This window comes from Pseudomonas silensiensis (assembly GCF_050434865.1).
Classification (GTDB): Bacteria; Pseudomonadota; Gammaproteobacteria; order Pseudomonadales; family Pseudomonadaceae; genus Aquipseudomonas; species Aquipseudomonas fluorescens_W.
This window is the reverse complement of the sequence record NZ_JBNDJH010000023.1, coordinates 91,344-118,257: the sequence shown is the minus strand read 5'-3', so window position 1 is coordinate 118,257 and position 26,914 is coordinate 91,344. Positions and strand designations below refer to the sequence as shown.

Here is a 26,914-nt window from a genome sequence, read left to right as displayed (position 1 = left end):
AACCCTATTCCTACAAGGCATTATTACGTAAATAATATTTGTATTGACTTTAATAAACGCGACCACCATTATTAATTCAATGATTGCGATCGCAATCTTACAGGGCGAAAGCCCCTCCAACCCAGAGCACACCCTCATGAAAATAAAAAATTCCGTTGCCTTCGTTACCGGCGCCAACCGTGGCCTCGGCCTGGCGTTCGCAAAAGAGCTCGTGGCCCGTGGCGCGAGCAAGGTGTATGCCGGGGTGCGCAATCCCGAAGGCGTCAACATTCCGGGCGTGATCGCCATTCGTCTTGACGTCAGCGACCCGGCATCGGTTGCCGCGGCGGTGGCCCAAGCGGGCGACGTGACGCTGCTGGTCAACAATGCAGGCATTGCCCGCTTGCTGCCATCGATGCTTGATCCTGGCCTGGTGGAAGCCGCTCGCGAAATCTTCGAAACCAATTACTACGGCGTCATGCACGTCAGCCTGGCCTTCGCTCCCGTGCTTAAAGCCAACGGCGGCGGCGCGATCGTCAACGTACTGTCGGATGCGACCTGGGTCGCTGCGCCTTTCCTGTCCGCTTACGCGGCATCGAAAGCGGCAGCGTGGAGCTTCACCAACTCGTTGCGGATCGAACTCCACGGCCAGGGAACCATCGTGCAAGGCCTGCACGTGGGCTTCATCGACACCGACCTGACCCACGGTTTTGACGTGCCAAAAGTCCAGCCTTCCGAAGTCGTGATCCAGTCGCTGGACGGCGTGGAAGCAGGCTTGAAAGAAGTGCTCGCAGACGAAGGGACACGCGCTATAAAGGCCAGCCTGTCTACTGGGCAAGCGGCTTACCTGAATCCCGAAACCGTCGCATAAGGAGCACACCATGCACCTCTTCCAGCGGCTGGCCCTCGGGGCTACCTTCTTTGCCATCGCGGTCAGCGGCGCCATTGCGGCGTCAGCGGCCACGCATAACAGCGCACCCAATCAATTCGTCGAAGCTGACGGTGTGCGTTATGCCTATCGCCACTTCGGGACGGAGACTGGTGTTCCTGTCATCTTGCTACAGCACTTTCGCGGCAATATGGATTACTGGGACCCGGCACTGACCGATGGCCTGGCAAAGCAGCGCCCGGTCTACCTGTTCGACAATGCCGGCGTGGGCCTTAGCAGCGGTGAAACACCCGATTCATTCGAAGGCATGGCCGACCACGTTGCCGCATTTGCCCGCGCCCGCGGGTTGACGCAGGTCGACGTGCTTGGCTTTTCAATCGGCGGCATGGTGGCGCAGGAAGTTGCGTTGCGTCATCCGCAACTGGTGCGCCGGCTGATCCTGGCGGGAACGTCGCCGCGTGGCGGGGTCGCGGGACATGATCCACGGGTTCCGGGGATCGCGCTGCGCGAATCGATCGCCACGCAGGAAGAGACCGCTTACCTGTTCTTCGATCCCGCGCCGGCAAGCCAGCAGGCGGCCCGGGAATTCTGGGATAGGCGCCACCAGCGCACGGAAGGCCTCGACAAGCTCAGTTCGATGAAGGTCATCGCGGCCCAAGGGGCGGCGCTGGGAAAATGGAGCATTCCCGGTGACGGCACTTTTTCGCAATTGAGCAAGATTACCCAACCAACCCTGGTGGTCAACGGCAGCAACGACGTGATGGTGCCCACCGAGAATTCCTACACGCTGCAACAGCATATTCCGAACGCCAAGTTGCTCATCTATCCAAGCTCGGGGCACGGGGCATTGTTCCAATATGCCAACGATTTCGTGCAGCAAGCCAACACCTTTCTGAACTAGGTCGGATCGCATCGCTTTCGAAAACCCTTTGAGCGACACGCCGTCGCGGTAAGGAAATCCAATGTAGGCCCTTGTTTTATCGCCCCCATCCCCCTGGAGTACGACCATGTCAGCAGTATCGTTTGCGGCGTTCCGGCGCTGCCTGTTAGCTGTTTCAGCAACCGCAGGTGCCCTCGCACTGGTCGCCCTCGTTTCGCCAACTTACGCCCGGGCCAGTACGACGCCGGAGGTCACCGCGACCGTCGAGAAGGACAGCGCGATTCGTCCGTTCAAGGTCAACATTCCTGAAGACGCGGTGGCCGATCTGCGCAAACGCGTATTGACAACCCGTTGGCCCGACCGCGAAACGGTCAACGATCAATCCCAGGGCGTGCAACTGGCCAAACTCCAGGCACTCGTCGGTTATTGGGGTACGCAATACGACTGGCGCAAGGTTGAAAAACAACTCAATGCGCTGCCGATGTTCGTGACCAAAATCGACGGCCTCGACATCCAGTTCATCCACGTCAAATCGAAACATCCCAACGCCCTGCCGCTGCTGCTCACCCATGGCTGGCCCGGTTCGATTCTGGAACTGACCAAAGCCATCGGCCCGTTGACCGACCCGACTGCCCACGGCGGTCGTGCCGAAGATGCCTTTGACGTGATCATTCCCTCGATGCCTGGCTATGGTTTCTCGCAGAGACCCATCGACGGCGGCTGGGGTCCTGACCGTATCGGCGTGGCGTGGGATGTGTTGATCAAGCGCCTGGGCTATAAGCGCTACGTGTCGCAAGGTGGCGACTGGGGATCGGTGATCGCCGACGCCATGGGACGCCAGGCACCGCCCGGTTTGCTGGGGATCCACGTGAACATGCCGGCCACCGTACCTGCTGATGTCGCCAAGGCGATCAACGACGGCACCCCGCCACCCGCCGGCCTGTCGGCCAAGGAGACAGCGGCCTATGAGTCGCTGAAAATCTTCTTCAGCAAAAATGCGGCTTACGGTGCAATGATGAGCACCCGCCCACAAACCGTCGGCTACGGTTTGTCGGATTCACCCGCAGGCCTGGCTGCGTGGATGTTCGATAAATTCAACCAGTGGACCTACAGCGGCGGCGACGCGGAAAAGTCCCTTACCAAGGACGAGATACTCGACGGCATTTCACTCTATTGGCTGACCAACAGCGCCATCTCCTCCGCTCGCCTGTATTGGGAAAACAACACCAACAACTTCAATGCCGTTGAACAGAAGACCCGGGAGATCAAGATCCCTGTCGCGGTGACCGTGTTCCCTGGCGAAATCTACCAGGCGCCGAAAACCTGGACCGAGCGCGCCTATCCCAACCTGATCTATTTCAACGAAGTGGATAAGGGCGGCCATTTCGCGGCATGGGAACAACCCGAGTTGTTCGCCAAAGAGCTGCGCGCAGCCTTCCGCACCCTGCGCTAAGTATTGCGTTGCATTGGCCTGCCCATTGTCCTGATGGGCAGGTCGTACCACCGATTTCCGTCCGCCATGAGGCATGCAATGGATCTGAAGTTCAGTCACGTCGACGTACTGGTCAAGAATCTCGAAGAAGCCTGTGCGTACTACGCGCAGATACTTAGAGCCAGGATCTCCAAGACGCTCGTCTGGGAACGGGGTGGTCTTCACGTGCGCTACGCGATTGCGCTGATCGGCCAAGAGCGTTTCATGCTGGTGCAGCCGTTGGCGGGGAACCTGAAGGAGCTGCTGGACTCCTCGGGCGAGGGGATGATTTATCGCCACTGCTACTCGACACCGGACATCGAGAAGGCCTATGACGAACTGATGGTCGCCGGTGTTCAGCCAGAAGACGAAAACGGAAAGCCATTGGCCCGCGCAAACCTGCAATCCCCGTCAGGGGCTCGCATCATCTGGTTGCCCAAGCGCTTCGGGCACTTCTCTATCGAGATCCTGGAGGACAAAGCGCTGGAGGCATTTATCGAGGCTGCATTTGCCTGAGAGATGTGGCGACCGGTTGAATCCATAGCCAATAGCGGTCATCCGCCTGATGACATTCGTACACCGAGCAAGACATATCCCGCTTGTGAGAAGGAACAGTCGTCCCTAGGGCGACGGAGTACGACTAGTACTCATGATTCAATCGAACCGCCCGCTGGTACAACTTGCCCTCGTCCACGGGTAACCGCAATTACGGCAAAGCCATCGCCTTCAAGAAAAGATCCCTCATCCCAACCGATAAATTGACCACCGAAGTAGCCTTGCGAGGCTCCACATCTTCTTTTCCGACGCACGACCTGTCCTTTTAGAATTACTCGTTCATCTTTCACTCATTGCTGCCGATGCCTCTAGCTTAGGGCATAGGAGCAATACAGATGAGAAACAACCAACCGGTTACGCAGCGCGAGGTTGCCCTTGGACCTCAACAAAAACTCATCTCGACAACGGATGCACGAGGCGTCATCACGTACTGCAATGACGCCTTCGTTGATATCAGCGGTTTCAACAAATCCGACCTGATCGGCGCGCCTCAAAACATCGTTCGTCACCCCGACGTACCCTCCGCCATCTTTGCCCATATGTGGGGCGCGCTGAAGCAAGGCAAGCCGTGGATGGGCATCGTCAAGAACCGCTCAAAAAACGGCGACCACTACTGGGTCAACGCCTACGTCACGCCGATTTTCGAAGGACGTGAGGTCGTTGGCTATGAATCGGTCAGGGTCAAGCCGACAGCCGAGCAGATCCGCCGCGCCGAAGCTGTCTATAAACGCATCAGCCTCGGAAAATCAGCCGTCCCAGGCAGCGATCAATGGCAACCCGCCCTGCTCGCCTGGTTGCCTGTTGTGACGATCGGGTTGGTCGGAACGCTGGGCGGTATGTTCCTCAGCGCGCCTGAAGCGTTCATTTTGGCTGTCGGGGTATCGATTCCCATCGGGTTGCTTGTGTCCCGCCGGCAAAACCGCGGGGCGCTGCATCTGCTGGAAATGGCTGAGGCCTCTACCTCCGACTCGTTGCTGGCTAAAATGTACAGCGATGAACGCGGTCCTCAGGCACGCCTTGAAACGGCGTTTGTCAGTCAGGCGTCCCGGCTCAAGACCTGCCTCACTCGGCTACAAGACACGGCAGAGCAACTGACCAGTCTGGCAGGGAGATCCGATGGCCTCGCCGCCGATAGCTCTCTTGGACTGGACCGCCAACGGGTCGAGACCGAGCAGGTGTCGGCCGCAGTCAATCAAATGGCGGCCACCACGCAGGAGGTCGCCAGCCATGTCCAGCGCACTGCCGACGCTACTCAAGAAGCCAATGTGCTGACCGGACGTGGACGCGAGGTGGCCCGAGACACTCGAGAAGCCATTCAGCGCCTCTCTGTCGTGGTGGGCGAGACAGGGCTGACGGTGGCGCAGTTAGCCAAGGACAGCCATGAAATCGGGACGGTGGTGGATGTCATCAAAGGCATTGCCGATCAGACTAACCTGCTGGCGCTGAACGCAGCCATCGAAGCCGCGCGGGCGGGCGACATGGGTCGAGGCTTCGCGGTAGTCGCTGATGAAGTGCGTCAGCTGGCACAGCGCACGACTCAGTCCACAATCCAGATCCATGACCTGATTTCCAAGTTGCAGGTCTCATCCGGCAATGCGGTTAAAACCATGGAAAGCGGACATCGACAGGCCGAAGAAGGCGTGGCGTGGGTGCTTGAGGCAGACAAGGCATTAGTCGGTATCAGTGAGGCCGTCGCGAACATCACGGACATGACGACCCAGATAGCCGCTGCGACCGAAGAGCAAACCGCCGTGGCCGAGGAAATCAGCCGCAATATCACGACCATTGCTAATCTGGCGGACCAAACATCTGAACAAGCCAGGCATTCGGCAGAGTTGAGCAAGGAATTGACCCAGACCGCTAAAACTCAGTATTCATTGGTCGAGCGATTTAACCGATAATCCATCCACTTTGTTAAAAAAGCCCGCCCCGGCGGGCTTTCAATTCCGGGCCCTGCTCGAACACAAGCGGATTCACGCTCTGGATATTCCCGACAACTTTCGCTACATGGATCCTGAGTGGGTGGTCATGCTCGAAGACGCAGTGAAGCCCTGTCTCACTGCCCAGGCTTCGTGCGCAAACCACTGCCATCATTCAAGAACTGACAAGCCGAGTAGAAAACATGAATCGCCAAAAAAAAATAAAGCAGTTATTAAAGGCTCACGCCAAAAAGGCCAGTGCCAAATTAGCACCGGCAAACAAGTCCAAATACATTAGTAAAGCTGACCGATTGAAACTGGCTGCTGAACCCGGTCTGGACCCGATCACTCCCCCTGAGAGCTGATCCATCGAAACCAGAATCTTTGGAGGTATCGCGTGCGCCCTTTGTGCCCAATCAAACCTCCGTCCTTCTCGATGCCATTTCCAGTCCGTCTGCCACGAAGGCTCGCGCGGACCTGTCTGCCATGGGCCCTGTGCCTGAGCATTGTCGCGCCCGGCATGGTCGCTGCAGAGACACGCCCTGAGAACATGGTTTATCTGCGTACGATTGATCCGGGCATCGAGCAAGACATTCGCTATGCCAGCGCTCACAACTTCACCGGCCACCCGCTCGACGGTTACGACGCGGCGCAATGCCTGTTATCGCTGGACGCCGCCAAGGCCCTCGCTCGGGTACAAACGGCGTTGCGTGCGCAAGGCTACGGTTTGAAGGTGTTTGACTGTTATCGGCCCAGCCGTGCCGTTGCCGATATGGGGCGTTTCGCGACGGAACCCGGCGACCCACGCAAGGCCGAGTTCTATCCGCGCGTGGACAAGCAGGACTTCTGGCGCCTGGGTTACGTGGCCCGGGTGTCGGGCCACTCCAAAGGCTCAACCGTGGACCTGACACTGACCGGCCCGGATGCCCTGCCCGCCGATACCTGGACGCCTTCAGCCGGGCAAGTCGATTGCACGGCCGCCTATGGCCAGCGTTGGCGCGATGGCGCACTCGACATGGGCACTGGTTTCGATTGCTTCGATGAGCGAGCGCATACCGACAACCCGACGATCAGCGCTGCCGCCAGGGACAATCGCCAGAAGCTCAGCACGGCCATGGAGAAAGAAGGGTTTACCGGGTACGCGAAGGAGTGGTGGCACTTCACCTACAACGGCGAAGGTTCGCCGAAGAACGTCATGGACTTCCCCATCACGCCGCTGGGGACACGCGATGTACTCGACACCGCCAATCAGCTGATTGTGGTCACCACAAAAAACTGGACTGACATTCAGGGCACGGCCCAGCGCTATGAACGGCAGGGCAACACCTTTCGAAAATACGAAGCGCCGTTTCCGGTGGTGGTCGGCAAGAGCGGGCTGGCGTGGGGCAAGGGTCTTGGCAGCGTTGAGCAACGCGAAGGTCCGATCAAACGTGAAGGCGATGGAAAAGCGCCAGCCGGGGTATTCAAACTGGGGACGGCGTTTGGCTACGACAGCACGGCCGACACCCGACTGCCTTACCTGGCGCTGACCCCGACCATCGAATGCGTGGATGACAGCCATTCCGCCCGCTATAACGAGCTGGTCAATGGCGCGACTGTTTCGAAAGACTGGAACAGCTCCGAACGTATGCGTCGCGATGACGACACGTATCGAAAAGGCATTTTCATCGAGCACAATACGCCGGCGTCCCCCGCCTCGGGCTCGTGCATTTTCTTCCACATCTGGCGCGGTCCCACCTCGCCGACACTGGGTTGCACCGCCATGGATCAAGCGGATATTTCTCGCTTGTTCAATTGGCTGGACCCTCGCCAGTCCCCGCTGCTGCTTCAAATGCCCGAAGCGGAATATGAGCAACTCCGCGAAAGCTGGAGCCTTCCCGAACGTTGATACAACACCGTTACGCAGGCTGTTACTTCCTGATCCGCACCGGCACCAATGCCCCTCCTGACTGTAACGCCAAGACACTTCGCCGCGCTGCGCGACCCGCCTATCGTGAAGCCGTCAATGTGCTTACAGGGTCGTGACAGCGCCGGATTCGAAGCCCGCTGCCCATTGATTGTCCAACACTCAACCAAGGAAGAGGGAAACCATGAGTCAGTCAAACGCAGTCAGCAAACAAAGCGAGCAACTGCACAAAGACGTGCAAGAGGCTTTCAAGTCGTTCCAGAGTGTCGCCCCAACGGCCCTGAAAACCACCGACTACAGCAAGGTGCTGACGTCGACCCTGGCGGCCACCCAAAAGTCGGTCAAGATCCAGATCGCCGCCGCTGATCTGACCCTGCTCAAACAATCAGGCTACAAGCTGTGCTTTGCCAAAAAGGTCGGCAATGAAGCTTACAACGTGGTCTGGCAGTCCTACGTTCAGTACCTGAGCAACAGCACGTTCAGCTGGACGCCCCAGTATCAGTTATTCGGTGCCAACTCTTTCCAGGCCAACGTGCAGGTGGATGTGTCGACCAACCTCGTCAATATCGGGTTGGGCCAACAGTCGATACTCGACAATGCCGGCCTGTTGGGCTCGGCGACGAGCGGTGGCCCCGACACCTCCATCACCCTGGTGAACAACTACGGTGCGATCCACCCCGGCCTCAGCCAATTGTCCACGGGCATCGATGGCAAGCAGATCAGCACGCCCATCTACGTGGCCTCGGCACAAGTCGTCACCGGCCAGACCGTGCTAACCCCCGTCGAGACTATTCTGGTGTGGTTCGAACAGAACGTGCAGACCAGCACCATGTTCAGCACCTCACGCTCGCAATCCATCGAAATCGACCTGACCTTCGATAACAGTGCAACCCGCCTCTACTCAGGCGGTAGCTGGACGGTCGTGTAACGTCAGCCTCCAGGGGCAACCTTGTGGTTGCCCCTCTGTTCATCAATCGTCACTGCCACCCCGGGCGAAATAGCCCGTCAACGACTGACAGATCGACTCGGCCAGGTCTTCCTGAGTGGCAATGCCATACGGTCGATTGCGATCAAACTGCGCTGACCAGCGAATGCGGCCCTGAGCGACATCAATCAAGCGTACCGAAGTCCGGACACGGGCCGGTTCCACCCGCACGCTGCCTTCCAGGAAATAGCTGCCGCGCCCGCCCCGCCCCAGGTCCGGTGCTTTTACGCTGCTTCGCGGCACCTTCATCAGCACATGGTTCGCAGGCGTTTGCGCCTGTTCGAACGACTCGAACAGCCTGCAACTCAACTCTTCGCACAAGCCCTGGGTAAAGTCGTCGCCGTCGCGGGTGATGCAGGTAAACGGCTGGAGTTGCAGGACAGGATGGCGAATAGCGATGCCTTTGAGTCTGAGTCGCTGGTACGCCAGCCGATAACAACCGGCCGGCAGGCTCAGGCGCACCGGATCCTGTTGGCCAAACGTGGCGTAATGACTGGCGAGTTTGCGCCGCAACCGGCCTATCTGCACCCGCACCACTGGATCATCACCGGTGCTATAGACCGCCGGATCACGGCGAAACACCGCGATGCCGATGGCGTGTTCGGTAAGAGGGATGTCCGAAAACTGAAGGTCGTATTCGACCAGAAAGCGCAGCAGGCTGCCCATCCGCCGGGACTTGGCAAACAATGGGCTGGCCAATAACTGCGCGAGCACCCGCTCCACCTCTTCCCGAGCGAGAGGCTCGGGAACGATGTCCGCACTCGAATTAACACTGTGCCTGGTCACAACTGCCTGCCTACTTGCAGGTTGCCGCCTGTCGCCCGCCACCTCAATGGCCATGAACGACTCGAGCGCTGCCAGAACGTAGCGTAGCAGTTGCCATCGGATCGGGAAGATATTGCAGTGGCTGGAAGTCCTGGCCATCGCCGAAGGAACACTCAGTGCAAATTCGTATACCATATCTGCAATTCAATCCTAACGATCACGACCGTGGCCCTGACAAAACTCAACGCTCCCGACCTTGGCAATTCGCCTTCGACGTCGGAAATCATCACCCGTCATCTGCGTGACGCCATCGTCGCCGGGCATTTCGCCGAGGACGAGCCGATTCGCCAGGACGATATCGCCCGCCAGTTCAACGTCAGCAAGATTCCGGTGCGCGAAGCCCTCAAGCGCCTGGAGGCCGAAGGCCTGGTGATGTTCCAGCGCAATCGCGGGGCGATGGTCACCCGGGTGTCCGATGCAGAACTGGCGCAGATGTTCGAAGTGCGCATGCTGCTCGAAGACAAGGTGCTGCGCCTGGCCATTCCCAACATGACCGAAGAAACCTTCGCTCGCGCCGAGCGCATCTGCCAGGAGTTCATCGGCGAAGATGACGTGGGACGCTGGGCCGAGCTCAACTGGGAACTGCACGCTTGTCTCTACGAACCGGCACAACGACCGTTTCTGGTCGGCCTGATCCGCTCGGTCAACGACAAGCTGGAGCGCTACCTGCGCATGCAGATGAGCCTGTCGGCCGGCAAGGAACGCGCCGATCACGAACACCGGGAAATCCTTGCGGCCTGCCGCGCCGGTGACGTGGACCTGGCGGTGAAGTTGCTCGACGAGCATATTGCCGGCGTCTGCAAGACCCTGTTCGAACACCTGCCTCATAGCCACTGACCCCTCACCGCACTGTGCCGATTTCGTCATCGGCACTGGCTAAAACCATCAAGCCGGCAAGCCCCCGCACAGGCCACTCTTTTGTTCACTCATCTGAACGGGCGTGGCCAACTTATGAAACGCATCACCGTGATCGACTCCCACACCGGCGGCGAACCGACCCGTCTGGTGACCGCCGGTTTTCCTGACCTGGGCACCGGCAGCATGGCCGAACGTCGACAGCGGCTGGCCGAACAGCATGATCAATGGCGCGCTGCCTGCGTGCTGGAACCACGGGGCAGTGATGTGCTGGTCGGCGCCCTGCTCTGTGAGCCGGTAGACCCGAACGCCTGTGCCGGCGTGATTTTCTTCAACAACAGCGGTTACCTCGGCATGTGCGGTCACGGCACCATCGGCCTGGTGGCCTCACTGGCGCATCTGGGCAAGATCGGCCCAGGGGTGCACAGCATCGAAACCCCGGTGGGCACGGTGCAAGCGACGCTGCACGAAGACCATTCGGTGAGCGTGCGCAACGTGCCGGCTTACCGTTACCGCAAAGCGCTGTCGCTGCAAGTGCCGGGGATCGGTCAAGTGACCGGCGATGTTGCCTGGGGTGGGAACTGGTTTTTCCTGATTGCCGACCATGGCCTGCGCGTTGCGGGCGATAACCTCGATACGCTGACCGCCTACACCTTCGCCGTGCAGCAGGCACTGGAGGCTCAGGGTATTCGCGGCGAAGACGGCGGGTTGATCGACCATGTCGAGCTGTTCGCCGATGACGAAAAGGCCGACAGCCGCAACTTCGTCCTCTGCCCCGGCAAGGCCTACGACCGCTCGCCCTGCGGCACCGGCACCAGCGCCAAACTGGCGTGCCTGGCGGCCGACGACAAGTTGCAGCCGGGACAGATCTGGCGTCAGGCCAGTGTCATCGGCAGCGAGTTCGAGGGTTCCTACGAACTTCAGGGCGAGCGCATTGTGCCGACCATTCGCGGCCGCGCGTTTATCAGCGCCGAAGCCAGCCTGATCATCGAGCAGGACGACCCGTTCGCCTGGGGCATTCGCCCGTGAACGAGGGCCGGGTGGCCGATGTGATCGTGATTGGCGCCGGCATCATCGGCGCCGCCTGTGCCCAGGCGTTGGCGGGGCGCGGCTTGCGCGTGCTGGTACTGGACGCCGGCCTGCCCGGCGCTACGGCGGCGGGCATGGGCCACTTGCTGGTCCTCGACGACAACCCGGCCGAACTGGCCCTCAGTCAATATTCCCTGCAACGCTGGCGCGAACTGGCGCCGGCCCTGCCCGACGGCTGTGCCTACCGTCGCAACGGCACCCTCTGGCTCGCCGCCAATGCTGAAGAAATGGCCGTCGCCCACAGCAAATACCTGAACTTGCAGGCCCAAGGCGTGGCGTGCGAGTTGATCTCGCGCAGTGCCTTGCACCAACGCGAACCGGAACTGCGCGAGGGCCTGGAAGGCGGATTGCTGATCAATGGCGACGGCATTCTTTACGCACCGGCGACCGCCAATTGGATGCTCGACACACCGAACATCAGCCAGCGCCGGGCGCGGGTCAGCGAAGTCGATGGCAACCGCGTGCGACTCGACGACGGCCACTGGCTGAGCGCCGATGCGGTGATTCTCGCCAACGGCGTCCAGGCCAACGAGCTGTGCCCGGAATTACCAATCGAACCGAAGAAAGGCCACTTGCTGATCACCGACCGCTACCCCGGCAAGGTCACCCACACCTTGGTGGAACTCGGTTACGTCACCAGCGCCCACAACGCCACCGGCCCATCGACGGCGTGCAACATTCAGCCCCGACCCACCGGACAGTTGTTCATCGGCGCCTCGCGACAATTCGGCACCACTGACCCGCAGGTCGAGGGCTGGATGCTGGCGAAAATGCTCCGGCGTGCCGCCGACTACATGCCGGGTCTGACTCAGCTCAACGGCATCCGCGCCTGGACCGGTTTTCGCGCGGCCAGCCCCGACGGCTTGCCGCTGGTGGGTCAGCACCCGCAACGCAAAGGCTTATGGCTGGCGGTCGGTCACGAGGGCCTCGGCGTGACGACCGCCCCCGGCACCGCCGACTTGCTGGTCGCGCAACTGTTCGACGAAACGCCGCCACTGGCCGCACAACCGTATCTGCCGCAACGTTTTCTCGGAGAGCCCGTTTATGCCTGAATTGATGCTGGACGGACGTGCCCTGCGGGTTGCCGAGGGCACCAGCGTCGCGGCTGCCCTGGCCTTGGGCGGCGATGGCTGCACGCGCACATCGGTCAGCGGCCAACGCCGCGCACCGCTGTGCGGCATGGGTATTTGCCAGGAATGCAGGGTGACCATCGACGGTCGCCGGCGCCTGGCGTGCCAGACGCTGTGCCGTGACGGCATGCACGTGGAGACTCAAGCATGAGCGAATACGCCGACCTGCTGATCATCGGTGCCGGGCCCGCCGGCATGGCCGCTGCGCTCGCTGCGGCGCCAAGCGGTGCGCGCATCGTCCTGCTCGATGACAACCCGCTGCCGGGCGGGCAAATCTGGCGTGACGGGCCTCAAGCCAAGCTGCCGAACCCGGCACGTCAGATGCGCGATCGGCTGGAGGCGTGCAGCAACATTCGCCGCCACTCCGGCACGCGGGTGATTGCCTGCGCCGGGCCGAAACAACTGCTGGTCGAAGACGCCGATCGAGGCTGGGTGATTGGCTACGACAAACTGATTCTGTGTACCGGCGCCCGCGAGTTGCTGCTGCCCTTCCCCGGCTGGACACTGCCCGGCGTGACGGGCGCGGGTGGCCTCCAGGCATTGATCAAGGGCGGGCTGCCGGTGCAGGACGAACGCATTGTGATTGCCGGCAGCGGACCGTTACTGCTCGCCAGCGCCGCCACCGCAAAACACAACGGCGCCCGGGTGCTACGCATTGCCGAGCAGGCCTGCGCAGCCGCCGTCGGCGGTTTCGCCGCGCAACTGCCACGCTGGCCCAACAAACTGATGCAGTCGGTCACGTTGTTCGACCGCCATTACCGTACCGGGACCCATGTACTGGCCGCCCTGGGCAATGAGCGGCTGGAAGGTGTGCGCCTGCAACAGCAAGGGAAAATCGTCGAACTGGAATGTGATCGCCTGGCCTGTGGCTTCGGTCTGATCCCCAATAGCCAACTCGGCCAAGCCCTGGGCTGCGAACTCGATGGCCAGGCAATCGCCGTCGATGCCTGGCAGGCCACTCGCCGCGCCGATCTCTACGCGGCGGGTGAATGCACCGGTTTCGGTGGCAGTGAACTGGCCTTGGTCGAAGGCGCCATCGCTGGCCACGCCGCCGTCGGCGACCTTGATTCGGCCCGAGCATTGTGGCCACGCCGTGCGCGCTGGCAGGGTTTCGCCAACGCCCTCAACAAAGCATTCACCCTCGACCCGCAACTCAAGTCGTTGGCGCGACCCGACACCCTGGTGTGCCGTTGCGAAGACGTGCCTTACGGCTTGCTTGCCGGGCACACAGACTGGCGCGAGGCCAAACTGGCCAGCCGTTGCGGTATGGGTGCCTGCCAGGGCCGGGTGTGTGGCGGCGCGTTACAGCACCTGTTCGGCTGGCAACCTTCGGCACCACGGCCACCGTTCAGTCCGGCACGGATCGAGACCTTGCTGTGCCTGGACGACACCCCGCCGGCCTGAATGCCGGCCCGGGGCTTTCGGGTCCGTCGCCGAGTCTTTATGATCCCGGGCATTGCCTCCAGACGCCCAGCGCCATGTATGCCTCGCTCACTACTTTCAAACCCTGCGACCTGCCCACTCTGCTGAGCAGTCTGCAGCCGATCGCGGCGCTGCTCGATACCCTGTCGGACGTGGTGTTTTTCATCAAGGACAGCGAGGCCCGCTACGCCTTCGTCAACCAGACGCTGGCCCGGCGCTGCGGCTTCAAACACAGTGACGAGTTGCTCGGGCGCACCGCCGACATGGTCTTTCCCGAGCGCTTCGGCCCGCTGTACACCGAGCAGGATCGGCGGGTGCTGTCCACCGGCCGCGAACTGGCCGACCAACTCGAACTGCACCTGTATTACGGTAACCAGCCGGTCTGGTGCCTGACCCACAAACTCGCGCTGCGCGACCTGCAAGGTCAGATCGTCGGCCTGGCCGGCATCTCCCGCGACCTGCAAACGCCACAGTCCAGTCATCCGGCCTTCCAGAAACTCGCCGCAGTGGATGCGCATATCCGCAGCCATTTCGCCCGACCGATCAGCCTCGCCGAACTGACTGCAATCGCCGGGTTTTCCGTGGCGCAACTGGAGCGCCATTGCAAACGGGTGTTCCAGCTCACCCCACGGCAGATGATTCACAAGGCGCGCCTGGAAGAAGGCTCTCGACTGTTGCTGCACACCGACTTGCCCATCACCGAGATCGCCCTGCGCTGCGGTTACACCGACCACAGTGCCTTCAGCCGGCAGTTCCGCGCCTTGACCAGTCTGGCGCCAAGTCAGTATCGCGAAAGCCGTCGCTGAACCCAGACGAGTGTTCCTTTAAGGGGCGCCCGGCGTTCCCACTGCTCCCTTCTGTAACACCGTCTGATACGACCCGCCAAGGCGCTCTTCTCCTACGCCCTATTCCTAAAATCTTGCAGGACGTTTAACTCAAGGCTTGGCGATAAATTCTCGCCTCAGTTCGGAAACAGGCACGCTCATTGCTAATCACATATCGTATACGAAATTCACAATACGATATCCAACAGCACTTTCCGACAACGAGGCCTCTATGAAAAACCCCGCATTTGCCGTAGCCCTCAGCGCTGTTCTCAGTACGTCCTTTATCGCCACCGCCCAGGCCGACAAGCTCGACGACATTATTGGCTCGGGCAAGCTGCGCTGCGCCGTGACCCTGGACTTCCCGCCCATGGGTTTTCGCGATGCAAGTAACAACCCGGCCGGTTTCGACGTGGACTACTGCCACGACCTGGCGAAGATCCTCGGGGTCGACGCTGAAGTGGTTGAAACGCCCTTCCCCGATCGAATCCCGGCACTGGTTTCCGGGCGTGCGGACGTGATCGTTGCATCCACGTCCGACACCCTGGAACGGGCCAAGACCGTCGGCCTCACCGTGCCGTACTTCGCCTTCCAGATGGTCGTGCTGACCCGCGACAACACTGGCATCAACAGCTTCGCCGATATCAAGGGCAAAGCCTTGGGCAACACCAGCGGCACCTACGAAGCCATCGCCCTGGAAAAAGACGTGAAGAACTGGGGCACCGGCACCTTCCGCGCCTATCAGTCGCAGAACGACACGCTGCTGGCGGTCGCCCAGGGTCACATCGACGCCACCGTGGTCACCAACACCGTGGCCGCCGCCACGATCAAGTCGGGCAAATACAAGAACCTGAAAATCGCCGGTAACGCGCCGTACACCATCGACTACGTGTCCCTGGGTGCCAAGCGCAACGAGTATGGCCTGCTCAACTACCTCAACCTGTTCGTCAATCAGCAGGTGCGCAGCGGCCGCTACAACGAGCTGTTCACCAAATGGGTCGGCACCGAGATTTCACCCACCGACCTGACCGTGCCCAAGGTCTATTACTGAGGTGTCCGGCATGCCTAGGCCAACCTCTCTGACCGGTCGCAGCCTGGTCGCCGGCGCCGCACAAGGCGCTCTGCTGTTCGCCGATGTCGGGCTGAGTTTCTGGGGCGGGGTCGATCCGTACAGCGGCGAGGTCATCGACCGTCACCACCCGCTGAGCGGCGAATACCTGGCCGGCCGGGTGCTGGCCATTCCCAGTGGCCGCGGCTCGTGCACCGGCAGCAGTGTGCTGATGGAACTGATCAGCAACGGTCATGCGCCGGCCGCACTGGTGCTGGCCGAACCCGATGAGATCCTGACCCTGGGCGTGCTCGTGGCACAGACCATTTTCGAGCGATCCCTGCCGGTGCTGTGCATCGGCAGGGAGGCCTTCGCCGCCTTGCGCGGCAAGGCCTTTGCTCGGGTCGAAGCCTCAACGGTGACTCTGTTCGAACACCTGCCGGGCGATGCCTGGCAGGCACTCGACAGTCCGTTGCCGACAGCAGAAAAAAGCAGCGCTATCGAACTCACCGAACACGATCAGGCGCTACTCGGCGGCGAGCATGGCAAAGCTGCCCAAGTGGCCATGCAGATCGTCCTGCGCATGGCTGAACTGCAAGGCGCCCGTCACCTGGTGGATGTCACCCAGGCGCACATCGACGGCTGCATTTATACGGGACCTGCGAGCCTGCGCTTCGCCGAACAACTGGTGCAGTGGGGAGCAAACGTACGGGTGCCGACCACCCTCAATTCGATTTCCGTCGACCAGCGCCGTTGGCGCGAGTTGGGCATTGATCCGGCGCTCGGCGTACCGGCCAGTGCCTTGGGCGATGCGTACATGGCGATGGGCGCACAGCTGAGTTTTACCTGCGCGCCCTACCTGCTCGACAGCGCGCCGAAGGCCGGCGAGCAAATCGTCTGGGCCGAATCCAACGCCGTGGTATATGCCAACAGCGTGCTCGGCGCACGCACCCTGAAATACCCGGACTACCTGGATATCTGCATCGCCCTGACCGGCCGCGCGCCGTTGATTGGCTGCCATCTGGACGCACAACGTAAAGCGAGACTGCAAATCGAATTGCCGGATTTTGGCGAGCTGGACGATGCCTTTTACCCGCTGCTCGGTTACCACATCGGCGCCCTGGCCGGGAGCCGGATTCCGCTGGTGTTGGGGCTGGAACACAGCAAGCCGAGCCTGGACGATTTGAAAGCTTTTGGCGCGGCTTTCGCCACCACCTCCGCCGCGCCGCTGTTCCATATCGCCGGGGTGACCCCGGAAGCACTCGACCCGACGCAGGTGCTGGAGGCGGATGCCGATGTGCCGGTGGAAAAAATCCGCCTGAAGGATTTGCTGCTCAGCTGGCGCAAGCTCAACAGTGCCCGCGACAACCGGGTGGATGTGGTCTCGCTGGGCAACCCGCATTTCTCCCTCAGCGAATTCGCGCATCTGGCGCGGCTGTGCCGGGGTCGGCACAAGCACCCCGTGGTGGTGCTCGCCATCACCTGTGGTCGTGCGGTGCTGGAGCAGGCGCGCGAGGCCGGGCATATCGCGGTGATCGAAGCCTTCGGCGCAACCCTGGTCACCGATACCTGCTGGTGCATGCTCGGTGAGCCGGTGATTCCGCTGGCCGCCAAAACCTTGATGACCAACTCGGGCAAGTACGCCCATTACGCACCCGGCCTGGTAGGCCGCAAGGTGCACTTCGCCAACCTCGCCGAATGTGTCGACGCCGCCTGCAGCGCCACGGCCAGTGGTCGTTTGCCGGCCTGGCTGCATTCGGCCGCCTCCCTGGAGAGCCCCGCGCATGTTTGATTACACCTTCCAATGGCGCGCAACGCTGCGCGCCCTGCCGGACATGCTCGCCGGCGCCTGGGTCACCTTCGAGACCGCCGCACTGTCGATGATCTTCGGCGTACTGATCGCCCTGGCCCTGACGGTGATGCGCGAAACCAAACAGCCGTTGTTGCGCGGCATCGGCAACGGCTGGGTGTCGGTCGCCCGCAACACCCCGTCGCTGTTCCAGATCTACGTCCTCTACTTCGGCCTCGGCTCGCTGGAATTGCACGTCAGCTCATGGTTCGCGCTGCTGGCCGGGATCACTTTCAACAACGCCGGTTACCTCGCGGAAAACTTTCGCGGTGGCCTCAAGGCTGTGCCCGGCACCCAAGTGCGCGCCGCGCGTTCGCTGGGCATGAGTGCCTTTCAGGCTTACCGGATGATCATCGTCCCGCAGCTGCTGCGGATCGTGTTCTATCCGTTGAGTAACCAGATGGTCTGGGCGGTGTTGATGACGTCGCTGGGGGTGATCGTCGGGCTGAACAATGACCTCACCGGCGTGACCCAGGATTACAACGTCAAGACGTTCCGCACTTTCGAATATTTCGCCATCGCCGCGGCGCTGTATTACCTGATTGCCAAGGCGATCGTCGGCGTCGCCCGGCTGATGGCCTGGCGGCTGTTCCGTTACTGAGGAGGTGAGCATGTTGACCACCAGTTTTTCCTGGAATGACCTGTTGTTCTTGCTTGATGGCGCCTGGGTCACTCTGAAACTCACGTTCTGGTCGATCATCCTCGGCTCCTTCGCCGGGCTGTTGTTCGGCTTGCTGCGAGCGCTGTTGCCACGCGCCAGCCTGCCACTGGCGTGGGTGCTGGACGTGTTTCGCAGCGTGCCGTTGCTGATCCAGTTTGTGTTGTTCAACTCGCTGAAAAGCATCGTCGGCTTGAACATCAGCGCCTTCAGCGTTGGCTGCATTGTGCTCGGGGTCTACGCCGCCGCGTACTTCACCGAGATCGTGCGCAGCGGCGTGCTGTCGGTGCCATTCACCGTGCGCCGGGCCAGCCGCTCGCTGGGCCTGAGTTTCCTCCAGGACCTGCGCTGGATCGTCCTGCCGATGGCCACGCGGGTGGCTTTTCCCGGCTGGCTGAACCTGGTGCTCAGCGTGATGAAAGACACCGCGCTGGTGATGTGGATCGGCATCGTCGAACTGCTGCGCGCTTCGCAAACCATCGTGACCCGCATTCAGGAACCGCTGCTGGTGCTGTGCATCGCGGGCCTCATCTACTACGTCATGAGCCTGGTGGTCGCTCGCCTCGGCGCTCGTCTGGAAAGAAGGTGGCAAGAAAATGATTGAGATCGACAACGTACACAAATCCTTCGGCAACCTCGAAGTGGTCAAGGGCGTCAACCTGACGGTGAACAAGGGCGAGGTGGTGTCGATCATCGGCGGCTCCGGCTCGGGCAAGTCGACCCTGCTGATGTGCATCAACGGCCTTGAGCCGATCCAGAAAGGCAACATTCGTGTCGACGGTGTCGAAGTCCACCACAGCGCCACCGACCTCAACCGTCTGCGGCAGAAGATCGGCATCGTCTTCCAGCAATGGAACGCGTTCCCGCACCTGACCGTGTTGGAAAACGTGATGCTGGCGCCGCGCAAAGTGCTAGGCAAAAGCAAGGCCGAAGCCGAGGAACTGGCGGTCAAGCAACTGACCCACGTCGGCCTGGGCGACAAGCTCAAGGCCTTTCCCGGCAAGCTCTCCGGCGGCCAGCAACAGCGCATGGCGATCGCCCGCGCCCTGGCCATGTCGCCGGACTACATGCTGTTCGACGAAGCCACTTCAGCCCTCGATCCGCAATTGGTGGGCGAAGTGCTGGACACCATGCGCATGCTCGCCGAAGACGGCATGACCATGGTCCTGGTGACCCACGAAATCCGCTTCGCCCGCGACGTGTCCGACCGCGTGGCGTTCTTTCGCAATGGTTTGGTGCATGAGATCGGCTCGCCTGATCAGGTTATCGGCAACCCGGTGCATGCGGAAACCGCGGCCTTCCTGAAATCAGTGAAATAACTAATGGCCCCATCGCGGGCAAGCCCGCTCCCACAGTGATCTATGTCGGTCACCAGTTTTGTGTACACCACCAAACCCTGTGGGAGCGGGCTTGCCCGCGATGAGGCCCGAACAGACAAAACAAGGAGCAGACAATGCGCTCATCAAAAGTCATCCATGTAGTCAGCTGCCATGCCGAAGGCGAAGTCGGCGACGTGATCGTCGGCGGCGTTGCGCCACCGCCCGGGGCTACGGTGTGGGAGCAGTCGCGCTGGATTGCCAAGGATCAGACCCTGCGCAACTTCGTCCTCAACGAGCCGCGCGGTGGCGTGTTCCGTCACGTCAACCTGCTGGTGCCGGCCAAGGATCCTCGGGCGCAGATGGCCTGGATCATCATGGAACCCGCCGACACGCCACCGATGTCCGGCTCCAATTCGCTGTGCGTGGCCACCGTGTTGCTCGACAGCGGCATCCTGCCGATGACCGAACCGCAAACCCGGCTGGTGCTCGAAGCGCCGGGCGGGCTGATCGAAGCGGTGGCCGACTGCCGTGACGGCAAGGTCGAACGGGTAGAAATCAAGAACGTGCCCTCCTTCGCTGACCGCCTCGACGCCTGGATCGAAGTCGAAGGGCTCGGCTCATTGCAGGTCGATACTGCGTACGGCGGCGACAGTTTTGTGATCGCCGACGCCAAGCGCCTGGGCTTTTCCATTCGTCCTGATGAAGCCGCAGAACTGGTCGAGGTCGGGCTGAAAATCACCCGTGCCGCCAATGAACAACTGGGCTTCGTCCATCCGCTGAACCCTGAGTGGTCGCACATTTCCTTCTGCCAGATCGCCGCTCCCCTCGTCTATGAAAATGGCATCGCCACCGGCGCCAACGCGGTGGTGATTCAACCCGGCAAGATTGACCGTTCGCCGACCGGCACCGGCTGCTCGGCACGCATGGCGGTGCTGCAGGCCAAGGGCTTGATGCAGGTCGGCGAGCGTTTTATCGGCCGTTCGATCATCGGTTCCGAGTTCCACTGCCGCATCGATTCGCTGACGGAAGTAGCCGGACGCCCGGCGATTTATCCGTGCATTTCCGGCCGGGCCTGGATCACCGGCACCCACCAGTTGCTGTTGGATCCGAGCGATCCGTGGCCACAAGGCTATCGACTGTCTGACACATGGCCGGGTGCCTGAGCACGGCCTTACAAACCCTCAGCAAAAAACTCTGACAAACGGCTAATAAAAAACCCTTCGTAACTGAAAAAAGCACTGGCCGAGTCTTTCCACTTGAAATATCGTATACGAAATACAATTAACGAACCGGAGGCAACAATGAGCAAGCGCATTAACTGGAGTGGCGTCTTCCCAGCGGTGACCACTCAATTCAACGACGACTTCTCCATCAACCTGGAAAAAACCCACCAGGTGATTTCCAACGTGATCCGTGACGGCGTGTCGGGCCTGGTGGTGTGCGGTTCGGTGGGGGAAAACACCTCGCTGACCGCCGAAGAAAAAATCGCCGTGACTGAAGTCGCGGTCGATGCTTCCCGCGGCCGCGTGCCGGTGATCTGCGGCGTGGCCGAATTCACCAGCATCGCAGCGGCCAAAGTCGCCAACGCCGTGCGCCGCGTCGGTGTCGACGGGGTCATGCTGATGCCGGCGCTGGTCTACGGTTCCAAGCCGTTCGAGACCGCCGAGCACTACCGCTACGTGGCGAAAAACGCCGACGTACCGTTGATGGTTTACAACAACCCGCCGATCTACAAAAACGACGTGACCCCGGACATCCTGATTTCCCTGGCCGACTGCGACAACGTGGTGTGCTTCAAGGACTCCTCCGGCGACACCCGTCGTTTCATCGACGTGCGCAACGAAGTGGGAGACCGTTTTGTGCTGTTCGCCGGCCTTGATGACGTGGTGCTGGAAAGCATCGCCGTGGGGGCCGAAGGCTGGGTCTCGGGCATGTCGAACGTGTTCCCGAAAGAAGGCGAAACGATCTTCCGCCTGGCCAAGGCCGGTCGCTTCGCCGAAGCCATGCCGATCTACGAATGGCTGATGCCGATCCTGCACCTCGACGCCCGTGCCGACCTGGTGCAGTGCATCAAGCTGTGCGAAGCCATTGCCGGTCGCGGCAGCGCCCTGACCCGTCCACCCCGCCTGGCCCTGCCGGAAGCCGATCGGGTGTTCGTCGAGCAGATCATGGCCAAGGCTCTGGCCAATCGTCCGGAACTGCCGGACGTCGGTCTCTGAGTGATCGCCGGGCGGGTCATTGACGACCCGGCCCGGCTACCTGTCTTTGCGCCTCTACAGGAAACGTCAGCATGCCCAATCCTCACAGCACCGCCCGCGCAACCACACCTTCGGGACTCAAGCGCGTGGTGGCCGCCGCCATGGCCGGCACGGTCGCCGAATGGTATGAATTCTTTCTCTACGGCACCGCCTCGGCACTGGTCTTCGGCCAGCTGTTCTTCCGTCAAACCGACAGCCCGATCGATGGCATCCTCGCCGCCTTCGCTTTGTATGCCGTCGGCTTTCTCGCGCGCCCATTGGGTGGTCTGGTGTTCGGTCACTACGGTGACAAGTTCGGCCGCAAACGCCTGCTGCAACTGAGCCTGGTGGTGGTCGGCATCACCACGTTCCTGATGGGTTGCCTGCCCGGTTTCGACCAGATCGGCTACGCCGCGCCCGTGTTACTGGTGCTGCTGCGGCTGATCCAGGGTTTCGCCTTCGGAGGTGAATGGGGCGGCGCGATTCTACTGGTGTCCGAACACTGCCCGGACAATCGCCGAGGCTTCTGGGCCAGTTGGCCGCAAGCCGGTGTGCCGGCCGGTAACCTGGTGGCGACCGTCGCGTTGCTGCTGTTGTCGTCGAACCTGTCGGAGGAGCAATTCCTCGCGTGGGGCTGGCGCGTCGCATTCTGGTTCTCGGCGGTGGTGGTGCTGATCGGCTACTGGATTCGCACCAGCGTCGACGACGCGCCGATCTTCAAGGAAGCCCAGGCCCGTCAGGCGCAAAACAAGCAACAACAATTGGGTGTGGTCGAAGTGTTGCGTCATCACTGGCGTGCAGTGCTGGTCGGTATCGGTGCGCGGTTTGCCGAGAACATTCTCTACTACACCGTCGTGACCTTCTCGATTACCTACCTGAAGCTGGTGGTGCACAAGGACACCTCAGAGATTCTGTTTCTGATGTTCGGCGCGCACCTGCTGCATTTCTTCATGATCCCGCTGATGGGGTATCTGTCCGATCTGGTCGGGCGTAAACCGGTGTACCTGACCGGCGCAATCCTCACCGCGTTCTGGGGCTTCATCGGCTTCCCGATGATGGACACCGGCAACAACTGGCTGATCATCGGGGCAATCACCCTGGGCCTGGCGATCGAGTCGATGACCTACGCGCCCTACTCGGCGCTGATGGCCGAAATGTTCCCGACCCACGTGCGCTACACCGCGTTGTCCCTGTGCTACCAGGTGGCGCCGATCTTCGCCGGCTCGTTGGCGCCGCTGATTGCCCTCACCCTGCTCAACAAGTACCACAGCTCGACACCGATCGCCTGGTACCTGGTCTGTGCCGCGCTGATCTCCATCGTCGCCGTCGGTTTGACTCGGGAAACCCGGGGTAAGTCGCTGCACCTGGTGGATAGCGAATCCGCTGCGCGTATCGCTGCCTTGGGCACCGCCGAACCCGCCAGCACACGTCGGGGTGATTCGTTGGCTTGAGTTTCATACCTGCCAGTCAAGAACGTGAGACGAGCACAGTACCTGTGGCGAGGGAGCTTGCTCCCGCTGGGGCGCGAAGCGTCCCTAAAACCTGAAACCCGGTTCTTCCAGGCACACCGTTGTGCAGGTTTTACGACTGCTGCGCACTCGAGCGGGAGCAAGCTCCCTCGCCACAAGTAACCGTCCGACCATCGATCTCTGTTAACTGGCAATCATTAGGCCTGCCCCCTTTTCCGACAGGAGTTTTTCATGCCCCACATCATCGGCCACAACTACATCGGCGGTGCGCGCAGTGCCGCCGGCAACATCACCGTGCAAAGCCATGACGCCAGCACCGGTGAAGCACTGCCCTACGCGTTCATGCAAGCCACCGTTGAGGAAGTCGACGCCGCTGCCCAGGCCGCGGCTTTCGCCTACCCGACCTTCCGCAATTTGCCGGCGAGCCGCCGCGCGGAATTTCTCGAGGCCATCGCCGCGCAACTGGATGCGCTGGACGATGAGTTCGTTGCCCTGGTCACCCGCGAGACGGCGCTGCCGACCGGGCGGATTCAAGGTGAGCGCGGTCGCACCAGCGGTCAGATGCGCCTGTTCGCTCAGGTCCTGCGCCGTGGCGATTTCTATGGTGCGCGCATCGACCTAGCCTTGCCCGAACGTCAGCCGCTGCCACGGGTGGACCTGCGTCAGTACCGGATCGGCGTCGGCCCGGTTGCGGTGTTTGGCGCGAGCAATTTCCCGTTGGCATTCTCCACCGCCGGTGGCGACACCGCGGCCGCCCTGGCCGCCGGTTGCCCGGTGGTGTTCAAGGCCCACAGCGGGCATATGGCGACTGCCGAGCTCGTGGCCGATGCAATCATCCGCGCCGCCGAGCAAACCGGCATGCCCAAAGGCGTGTTCAACATGATCTACGGCGCGGGTGTCGGCGAAACGTTGGTCAAGCATCCGGCGATCCAGGCTGTCGGCTTCACCGGCTCGCTCAAGGGCGGTCGCGCCCTCTGCGACATGGCCGCCGCACGGCCTCAGCCGATTCCGGTGTTCGCCGAAATGAGCAGCATCAATCCGGTGCTGGTACTGCCCGAAGCCCTGCAACTGCGGGGCGAGAAAATCGCCCGCGAACTCGCCGCGTCAGTGGTGCTCGGCTGCGGCCAGTTCTGCACCAACCCCGGATTGGTGATTGGCATTCGCTCCCCTGAATTCAGCGCATTTATTGAATCGCTCAGCGCGGTAATGGCCGACCAACCGGGGCAAACCATGCTCAACGCCAGCACGTTAACCAGCTACACCAAGGGTGTGCAGGCGCTGCACGCGCATCCGCACATCAGCCACCTGGCCGGCCGCGAACAACAGGGCAAGCAGGCCCAGCCGCAGCTGTTCAAGGCCGACGTCGGCCTATTGCTCAATGGCGATCATCTGTTGCAGGAGGAAGTGTTCGGCCCGACTACCGTGTTGGTGGAAGTGGCCGACAAGGCCGAACTGCAACAGGCGTTGCAGAGCTTGCACGGCCAACTTACCGCTACGCTGATTGCCGAAGCCGCAGACCTGCAAACCCATAGCGAACTGCTGCCGCTGCTTGAACAGAAAGTCGGCCGGGTAATGTTCAACGGCTACCCGACCGGCGTCGAAGTCTGCGATGCGATGGTGCATGGCGGTCCCTACCCCGCCACCTCCGATGCCCGTGGCACCTCGGTCGGCAGCCTGGCCATCGAGCGTTTCCTGCGCCCGGTGTGCTACCAGAATTGCCCGGATGCGCTCCTGCCCGAGGCACTGCAAAACGCCAATCCGCTGGGCATCGCCCGTCTGGTCGACGGCAACAGCCACCGCGAACCGCTGTAAAACCAAACGGGCGCCACTGGCGCCCGTCTCCCTTCAGTCCAGCAGTGCCTTCAAGTCGTTGTACAAGGCTTCGGGAATCTGCACGCCCTCCACCAAACTGCGTGCTCGCGCCTCATAACGTCGTTTCGACGGCAAGCGTGCGCCCTGCCCTTGTATGCTCTGGAACATGACTTCGGCACGGGCCAGGTGCTGCTCGGTGGCCTCACCGAGAAAGCGTCGCGGATCGAGGGCGATGATCAGCTCGCCATGGTACGGCGACGATTTGCTGCCCGCGTCGTACGCCAGCGACTCCGCACTGGTCAGGTCACCAATCAACGGCCCGGCAATCAACTCCACCATAGCCGCCAGCGCCGAGCCCTTGTGCCCGCCGAACGTCAGCATCGCGCCCGCATCGAGCACCACGTTCGCATCAGTGCTTGGCTGCCCTTCAGCGTCCACACCCCAACCTTCAGGAATCGCTTGGCCGGCACGCCGATGCAACTCGATCTCGCCACGGGCAATCGCACTGGTGGCGAAGTCGAACACAAACGGATCCTTGCCCGAACGCGGCCAGCCGAACGCAATCGGATTGGTGCCGAACACCGGCTGACTGCCCCCCGCCGGCGCAACCCAGGCATGACTCGGATTACACGCCAGCGCCACCAGGCCGGCAGCGGTCAGCTGCTCGATCTCGACCCACAGGGCAGAAAAATGCACACAGCGATTGATCGCCAGCGCTGCAATCCCGTTTGCCCGGGTTTTCTCCTCCAGTAAGGACAGGCCTGCCTGAAACGCCAATTGGGAGAAACCACCCGCCGCATCGACCCGCACGATCGAAGGGGCCTGGTCGATCACCCGTGGCTCGGCATCGGCCACCACCTTGCCGGCCCTGAGCGAATTCACGCATCCCAAAACCCGATACAAACCGTGGGAGGCGCAGCCATCGCGCTCGCCGGCAATCACCGTGGCGGCCACCGCCTGAGCGTGGGCAAGGTTGAAACCGTTGTGCAGCAAGATCGATTCGGCCAGCTCGCGAGCTTCGGCCAGGGACAGTCGTTTCATCATCAACTCCTTGGACAGACCGCCCAGACTGGCCCATTCCAGACGCCACGGCTTGATCGCTTTAGGCCCGGTGGACGACGAATTCAGCATATCCCGGCAACCCGCCATTCGTCGGCTGGGCCTCACACCACCCCTTGACACCGATTGAGCTCTGCGCGAATATTATTTCAATCGCATACGATACAAACGTATACGATAGACAAACACCACTTATTGAAACGTTGAGGATTCATTCCATGAGCAAGATCGAAAAAGTACTGTTTACCGGCAAAACCCACACCACGTTCAGCGACGCAACCCGTGCCCACGGCAACCTCGACATCGAGCTGTCGTCGCCAGGTGACGCAACACCGGCCCACGTGTTTGCAGCCACCCAAGCGCACCCGACCGCCGAGCAACTGTTCGCCGGTGCATGGTCGGCCTGCTACATCTCCGCCATCGAACACATCGCCAAGGCGAAAAAAGTGGCGCTGCCGGCCGATGCGTCTGTCGACATCGAAGTCGATCTGGGCCAGTCCGGTCAGGCTTACTTCCTTCAGGCTCGATTCTTTGTCCGCTTGCCGGGCGTGGCACACGACGTCGCAACCGCATTGGCGCATGCCGCACACGAACTCTGCCCGTACTCGAAAGCGACGCTGGGCAACATCGATGTGGCGGTGAACGTCCTGACGGCGTGAAGATCGTTTTAATTTATTAAATATATCGCATACGATACAAGCGCATGCGAAAACAATACAAACTCAGGAAATCAT

26 protein-coding genes and 1 pseudogene are annotated in these 26,914 nt (G+C 61.3%); 25 read left to right on the top strand and 2 right to left on the bottom strand.

The features are described from left to right. Positions 1–136 precede the first annotated feature (136 nt). The 9 genes and pseudogenes from QF010_RS26605 to QF010_RS26565 all read left to right on the top strand — a co-directional run bounded on the left by QF010_RS26605 (position 137) and on the right by QF010_RS26565 (position 8,527). Entirely contained in the window at positions 137–850 is a 714-nt protein-coding gene (locus QF010_RS26605) for an SDR family oxidoreductase (protein WP_429510282.1), read from the top strand. A gap of 10 nt (positions 851–860) precedes the next feature. Beyond that, positions 861–1,769, top strand: a complete 909-nt coding sequence (locus QF010_RS26600) for an alpha/beta fold hydrolase (RefSeq protein ID WP_429510283.1) — start codon at positions 861–863, stop codon at positions 1,767–1,769. A gap of 106 nt (positions 1,770–1,875) precedes the next feature. Then, a complete protein-coding gene (locus QF010_RS26595) occupies positions 1,876–3,201 on the top strand; it encodes an epoxide hydrolase family protein (protein WP_429510284.1) in 1,326 nt (441 codons plus the stop codon). 78 nt (positions 3,202–3,279) lie between these two features. Beyond that, a complete protein-coding gene (locus tag QF010_RS26590; RefSeq protein WP_429510285.1) occupies positions 3,280–3,735 on the top strand; it encodes a VOC family protein in 456 nt (151 codons plus the stop codon). A 374-nt stretch (positions 3,736–4,109) separates the two neighbouring features. Next, positions 4,110–4,376, top strand: a pseudogene (locus QF010_RS26585) (PAS domain-containing protein); the annotation flags it as partial. Positions 4,377–4,610: 234 nt separating this feature from the next. After that, on the top strand, positions 4,611–5,675 hold the full coding sequence (locus QF010_RS26580; RefSeq protein ID WP_419866184.1) for a methyl-accepting chemotaxis protein: 1,065 nt from the start codon (positions 4,611–4,613) through the stop codon (positions 5,673–5,675). A gap of 221 nt (positions 5,676–5,896) precedes the next feature. Next, positions 5,897–6,058, top strand: a complete 162-nt coding sequence (locus QF010_RS26575) for a DUF2986 domain-containing protein (protein ID WP_082459073.1) — start codon at positions 5,897–5,899, stop codon at positions 6,056–6,058. 71 nt (positions 6,059–6,129) lie between these two features. Continuing rightward, a complete protein-coding gene (locus tag QF010_RS26570; RefSeq protein ID WP_429534251.1) occupies positions 6,130–7,581 on the top strand; it encodes a M15 family metallopeptidase in 1,452 nt (483 codons plus the stop codon). A 202-nt stretch (positions 7,582–7,783) separates the two neighbouring features. Continuing rightward, positions 7,784–8,527 carry a hypothetical protein gene (locus tag QF010_RS26565; RefSeq protein ID WP_429510287.1) on the top strand — a complete coding sequence of 248 codons (744 nt, stop codon included), beginning with the start codon at positions 7,784–7,786 and terminating at the stop codon, positions 8,525–8,527. A 42-nt stretch (positions 8,528–8,569) separates the two neighbouring features. Here QF010_RS26565 and QF010_RS26560 read toward each other — a convergent pair whose 3' ends face one another. After that, the gene (locus QF010_RS26560) at positions 8,570–9,370 is read right to left on the bottom strand and encodes a hypothetical protein (RefSeq protein ID WP_429534250.1); all 801 of its coding nucleotides are present in this window, start codon (positions 9,368–9,370) and stop codon (positions 8,570–8,572) included. A 204-nt stretch (positions 9,371–9,574) separates the two neighbouring features. Between QF010_RS26560 and QF010_RS26555 the strand changes: the two genes are divergently transcribed. From QF010_RS26555 to QF010_RS26485, 15 genes are all read left to right on the top strand, one after another. Then, the gene (locus QF010_RS26555; protein ID WP_185049412.1) at positions 9,575–10,246 is read left to right on the top strand and encodes a GntR family transcriptional regulator; all 672 of its coding nucleotides are present in this window, start codon (positions 9,575–9,577) and stop codon (positions 10,244–10,246) included. Positions 10,247–10,360: 114 nt separating this feature from the next. After that, entirely contained in the window at positions 10,361–11,293 is a 933-nt protein-coding gene (locus QF010_RS26550; protein WP_429534249.1) for a 4-hydroxyproline epimerase, read from the top strand. Next, positions 11,290–12,405: an NAD(P)/FAD-dependent oxidoreductase gene (locus QF010_RS26545; RefSeq protein WP_429534248.1), complete on the top strand. Its 1,116-nt coding sequence runs from the start codon at positions 11,290–11,292 to the stop codon at positions 12,403–12,405. Before QF010_RS26550 ends, QF010_RS26545 begins: the two co-directional genes overlap by 4 nt. Further along, positions 12,398–12,634 (top strand): (2Fe-2S)-binding protein, encoded by a 237-nt coding sequence (locus QF010_RS26540; RefSeq protein WP_033056575.1) that lies wholly within the window; start codon positions 12,398–12,400, stop codon positions 12,632–12,634. The genes QF010_RS26545 and QF010_RS26540 overlap by 8 nt, the downstream gene beginning before the upstream one ends. Next, complete coding sequence (locus tag QF010_RS26535) at positions 12,631–13,887, top strand: FAD-dependent oxidoreductase (RefSeq protein ID WP_429534247.1); 1,257 nt, start codon at positions 12,631–12,633, stop codon at positions 13,885–13,887. The genes QF010_RS26540 and QF010_RS26535 overlap by 4 nt, the downstream gene beginning before the upstream one ends. 74 nt (positions 13,888–13,961) lie before the next feature. Beyond that, entirely contained in the window at positions 13,962–14,711 is a 750-nt protein-coding gene (locus tag QF010_RS26530; RefSeq protein ID WP_008157205.1) for an AraC family transcriptional regulator, read from the top strand. A gap of 250 nt (positions 14,712–14,961) precedes the next feature. After that, on the top strand, positions 14,962–15,780 hold the full coding sequence (locus tag QF010_RS26525; RefSeq protein WP_046055488.1) for an ABC transporter substrate-binding protein: 819 nt from the start codon (positions 14,962–14,964) through the stop codon (positions 15,778–15,780). Between the two features lie 10 nt (positions 15,781–15,790). After that, positions 15,791–17,569, top strand: a complete 1,779-nt coding sequence (gene lhpI / locus QF010_RS26520; protein ID WP_429534246.1) for a cis-3-hydroxy-L-proline dehydratase — start codon at positions 15,791–15,793, stop codon at positions 17,567–17,569. Further along, positions 17,562–18,227 carry an amino acid ABC transporter permease gene (locus QF010_RS26515; protein WP_429510295.1) on the top strand — a complete coding sequence of 222 codons (666 nt, stop codon included), beginning with the start codon at positions 17,562–17,564 and terminating at the stop codon, positions 18,225–18,227. Before lhpI ends, QF010_RS26515 begins: the two co-directional genes overlap by 8 nt. 10 nt (positions 18,228–18,237) lie before the next feature. Then, a complete protein-coding gene (locus QF010_RS26510) occupies positions 18,238–18,888 on the top strand; it encodes an amino acid ABC transporter permease (protein ID WP_008157201.1) in 651 nt (216 codons plus the stop codon). Next, a complete protein-coding gene (locus QF010_RS26505) occupies positions 18,881–19,603 on the top strand; it encodes an amino acid ABC transporter ATP-binding protein (protein WP_008157200.1) in 723 nt (240 codons plus the stop codon). Before QF010_RS26510 ends, QF010_RS26505 begins: the two co-directional genes overlap by 8 nt. Before the next feature lie 134 nt (positions 19,604–19,737). Then, positions 19,738–20,766: a trans-3-hydroxy-L-proline dehydratase gene (locus QF010_RS26500; RefSeq protein WP_415767312.1), complete on the top strand. Its 1,029-nt coding sequence runs from the start codon at positions 19,738–19,740 to the stop codon at positions 20,764–20,766. Positions 20,767–20,904: 138 nt separating this feature from the next. Further along, positions 20,905–21,822, top strand: a complete 918-nt coding sequence (locus tag QF010_RS26495; protein ID WP_033056590.1) for a dihydrodipicolinate synthase family protein — start codon at positions 20,905–20,907, stop codon at positions 21,820–21,822. Positions 21,823–21,893: 71 nt separating this feature from the next. After that, positions 21,894–23,291 carry a fosfomycin efflux MFS transporter AbaF gene (gene abaF / locus QF010_RS26490; protein WP_429534245.1) on the top strand — a complete coding sequence of 466 codons (1,398 nt, stop codon included), beginning with the start codon at positions 21,894–21,896 and terminating at the stop codon, positions 23,289–23,291. A gap of 249 nt (positions 23,292–23,540) precedes the next feature. After that, positions 23,541–25,121, top strand: coding sequence for an aldehyde dehydrogenase (NADP(+)) (locus QF010_RS26485; protein WP_429534244.1), 1,581 nt, complete (start codon positions 23,541–23,543; stop codon positions 25,119–25,121). Between the two features lie 33 nt (positions 25,122–25,154). Here the strand turns inward: QF010_RS26485 and QF010_RS26480 are convergent, their stop codons facing one another. Next, on the bottom strand, positions 25,155–26,162 hold the full coding sequence (locus tag QF010_RS26480; RefSeq protein ID WP_429534258.1) for an Ldh family oxidoreductase: 1,008 nt from the start codon (positions 26,160–26,162) through the stop codon (positions 25,155–25,157). Between the two features lie 236 nt (positions 26,163–26,398). Here QF010_RS26480 and QF010_RS26475 point away from each other — a divergent pair, with 236 nt between their 5' ends. Continuing rightward, positions 26,399–26,839, top strand: a complete 441-nt coding sequence (locus QF010_RS26475) for an Ohr family peroxiredoxin (protein ID WP_429534243.1) — start codon at positions 26,399–26,401, stop codon at positions 26,837–26,839. The last annotated feature ends 75 nt before the right edge of the window (positions 26,840–26,914 follow it).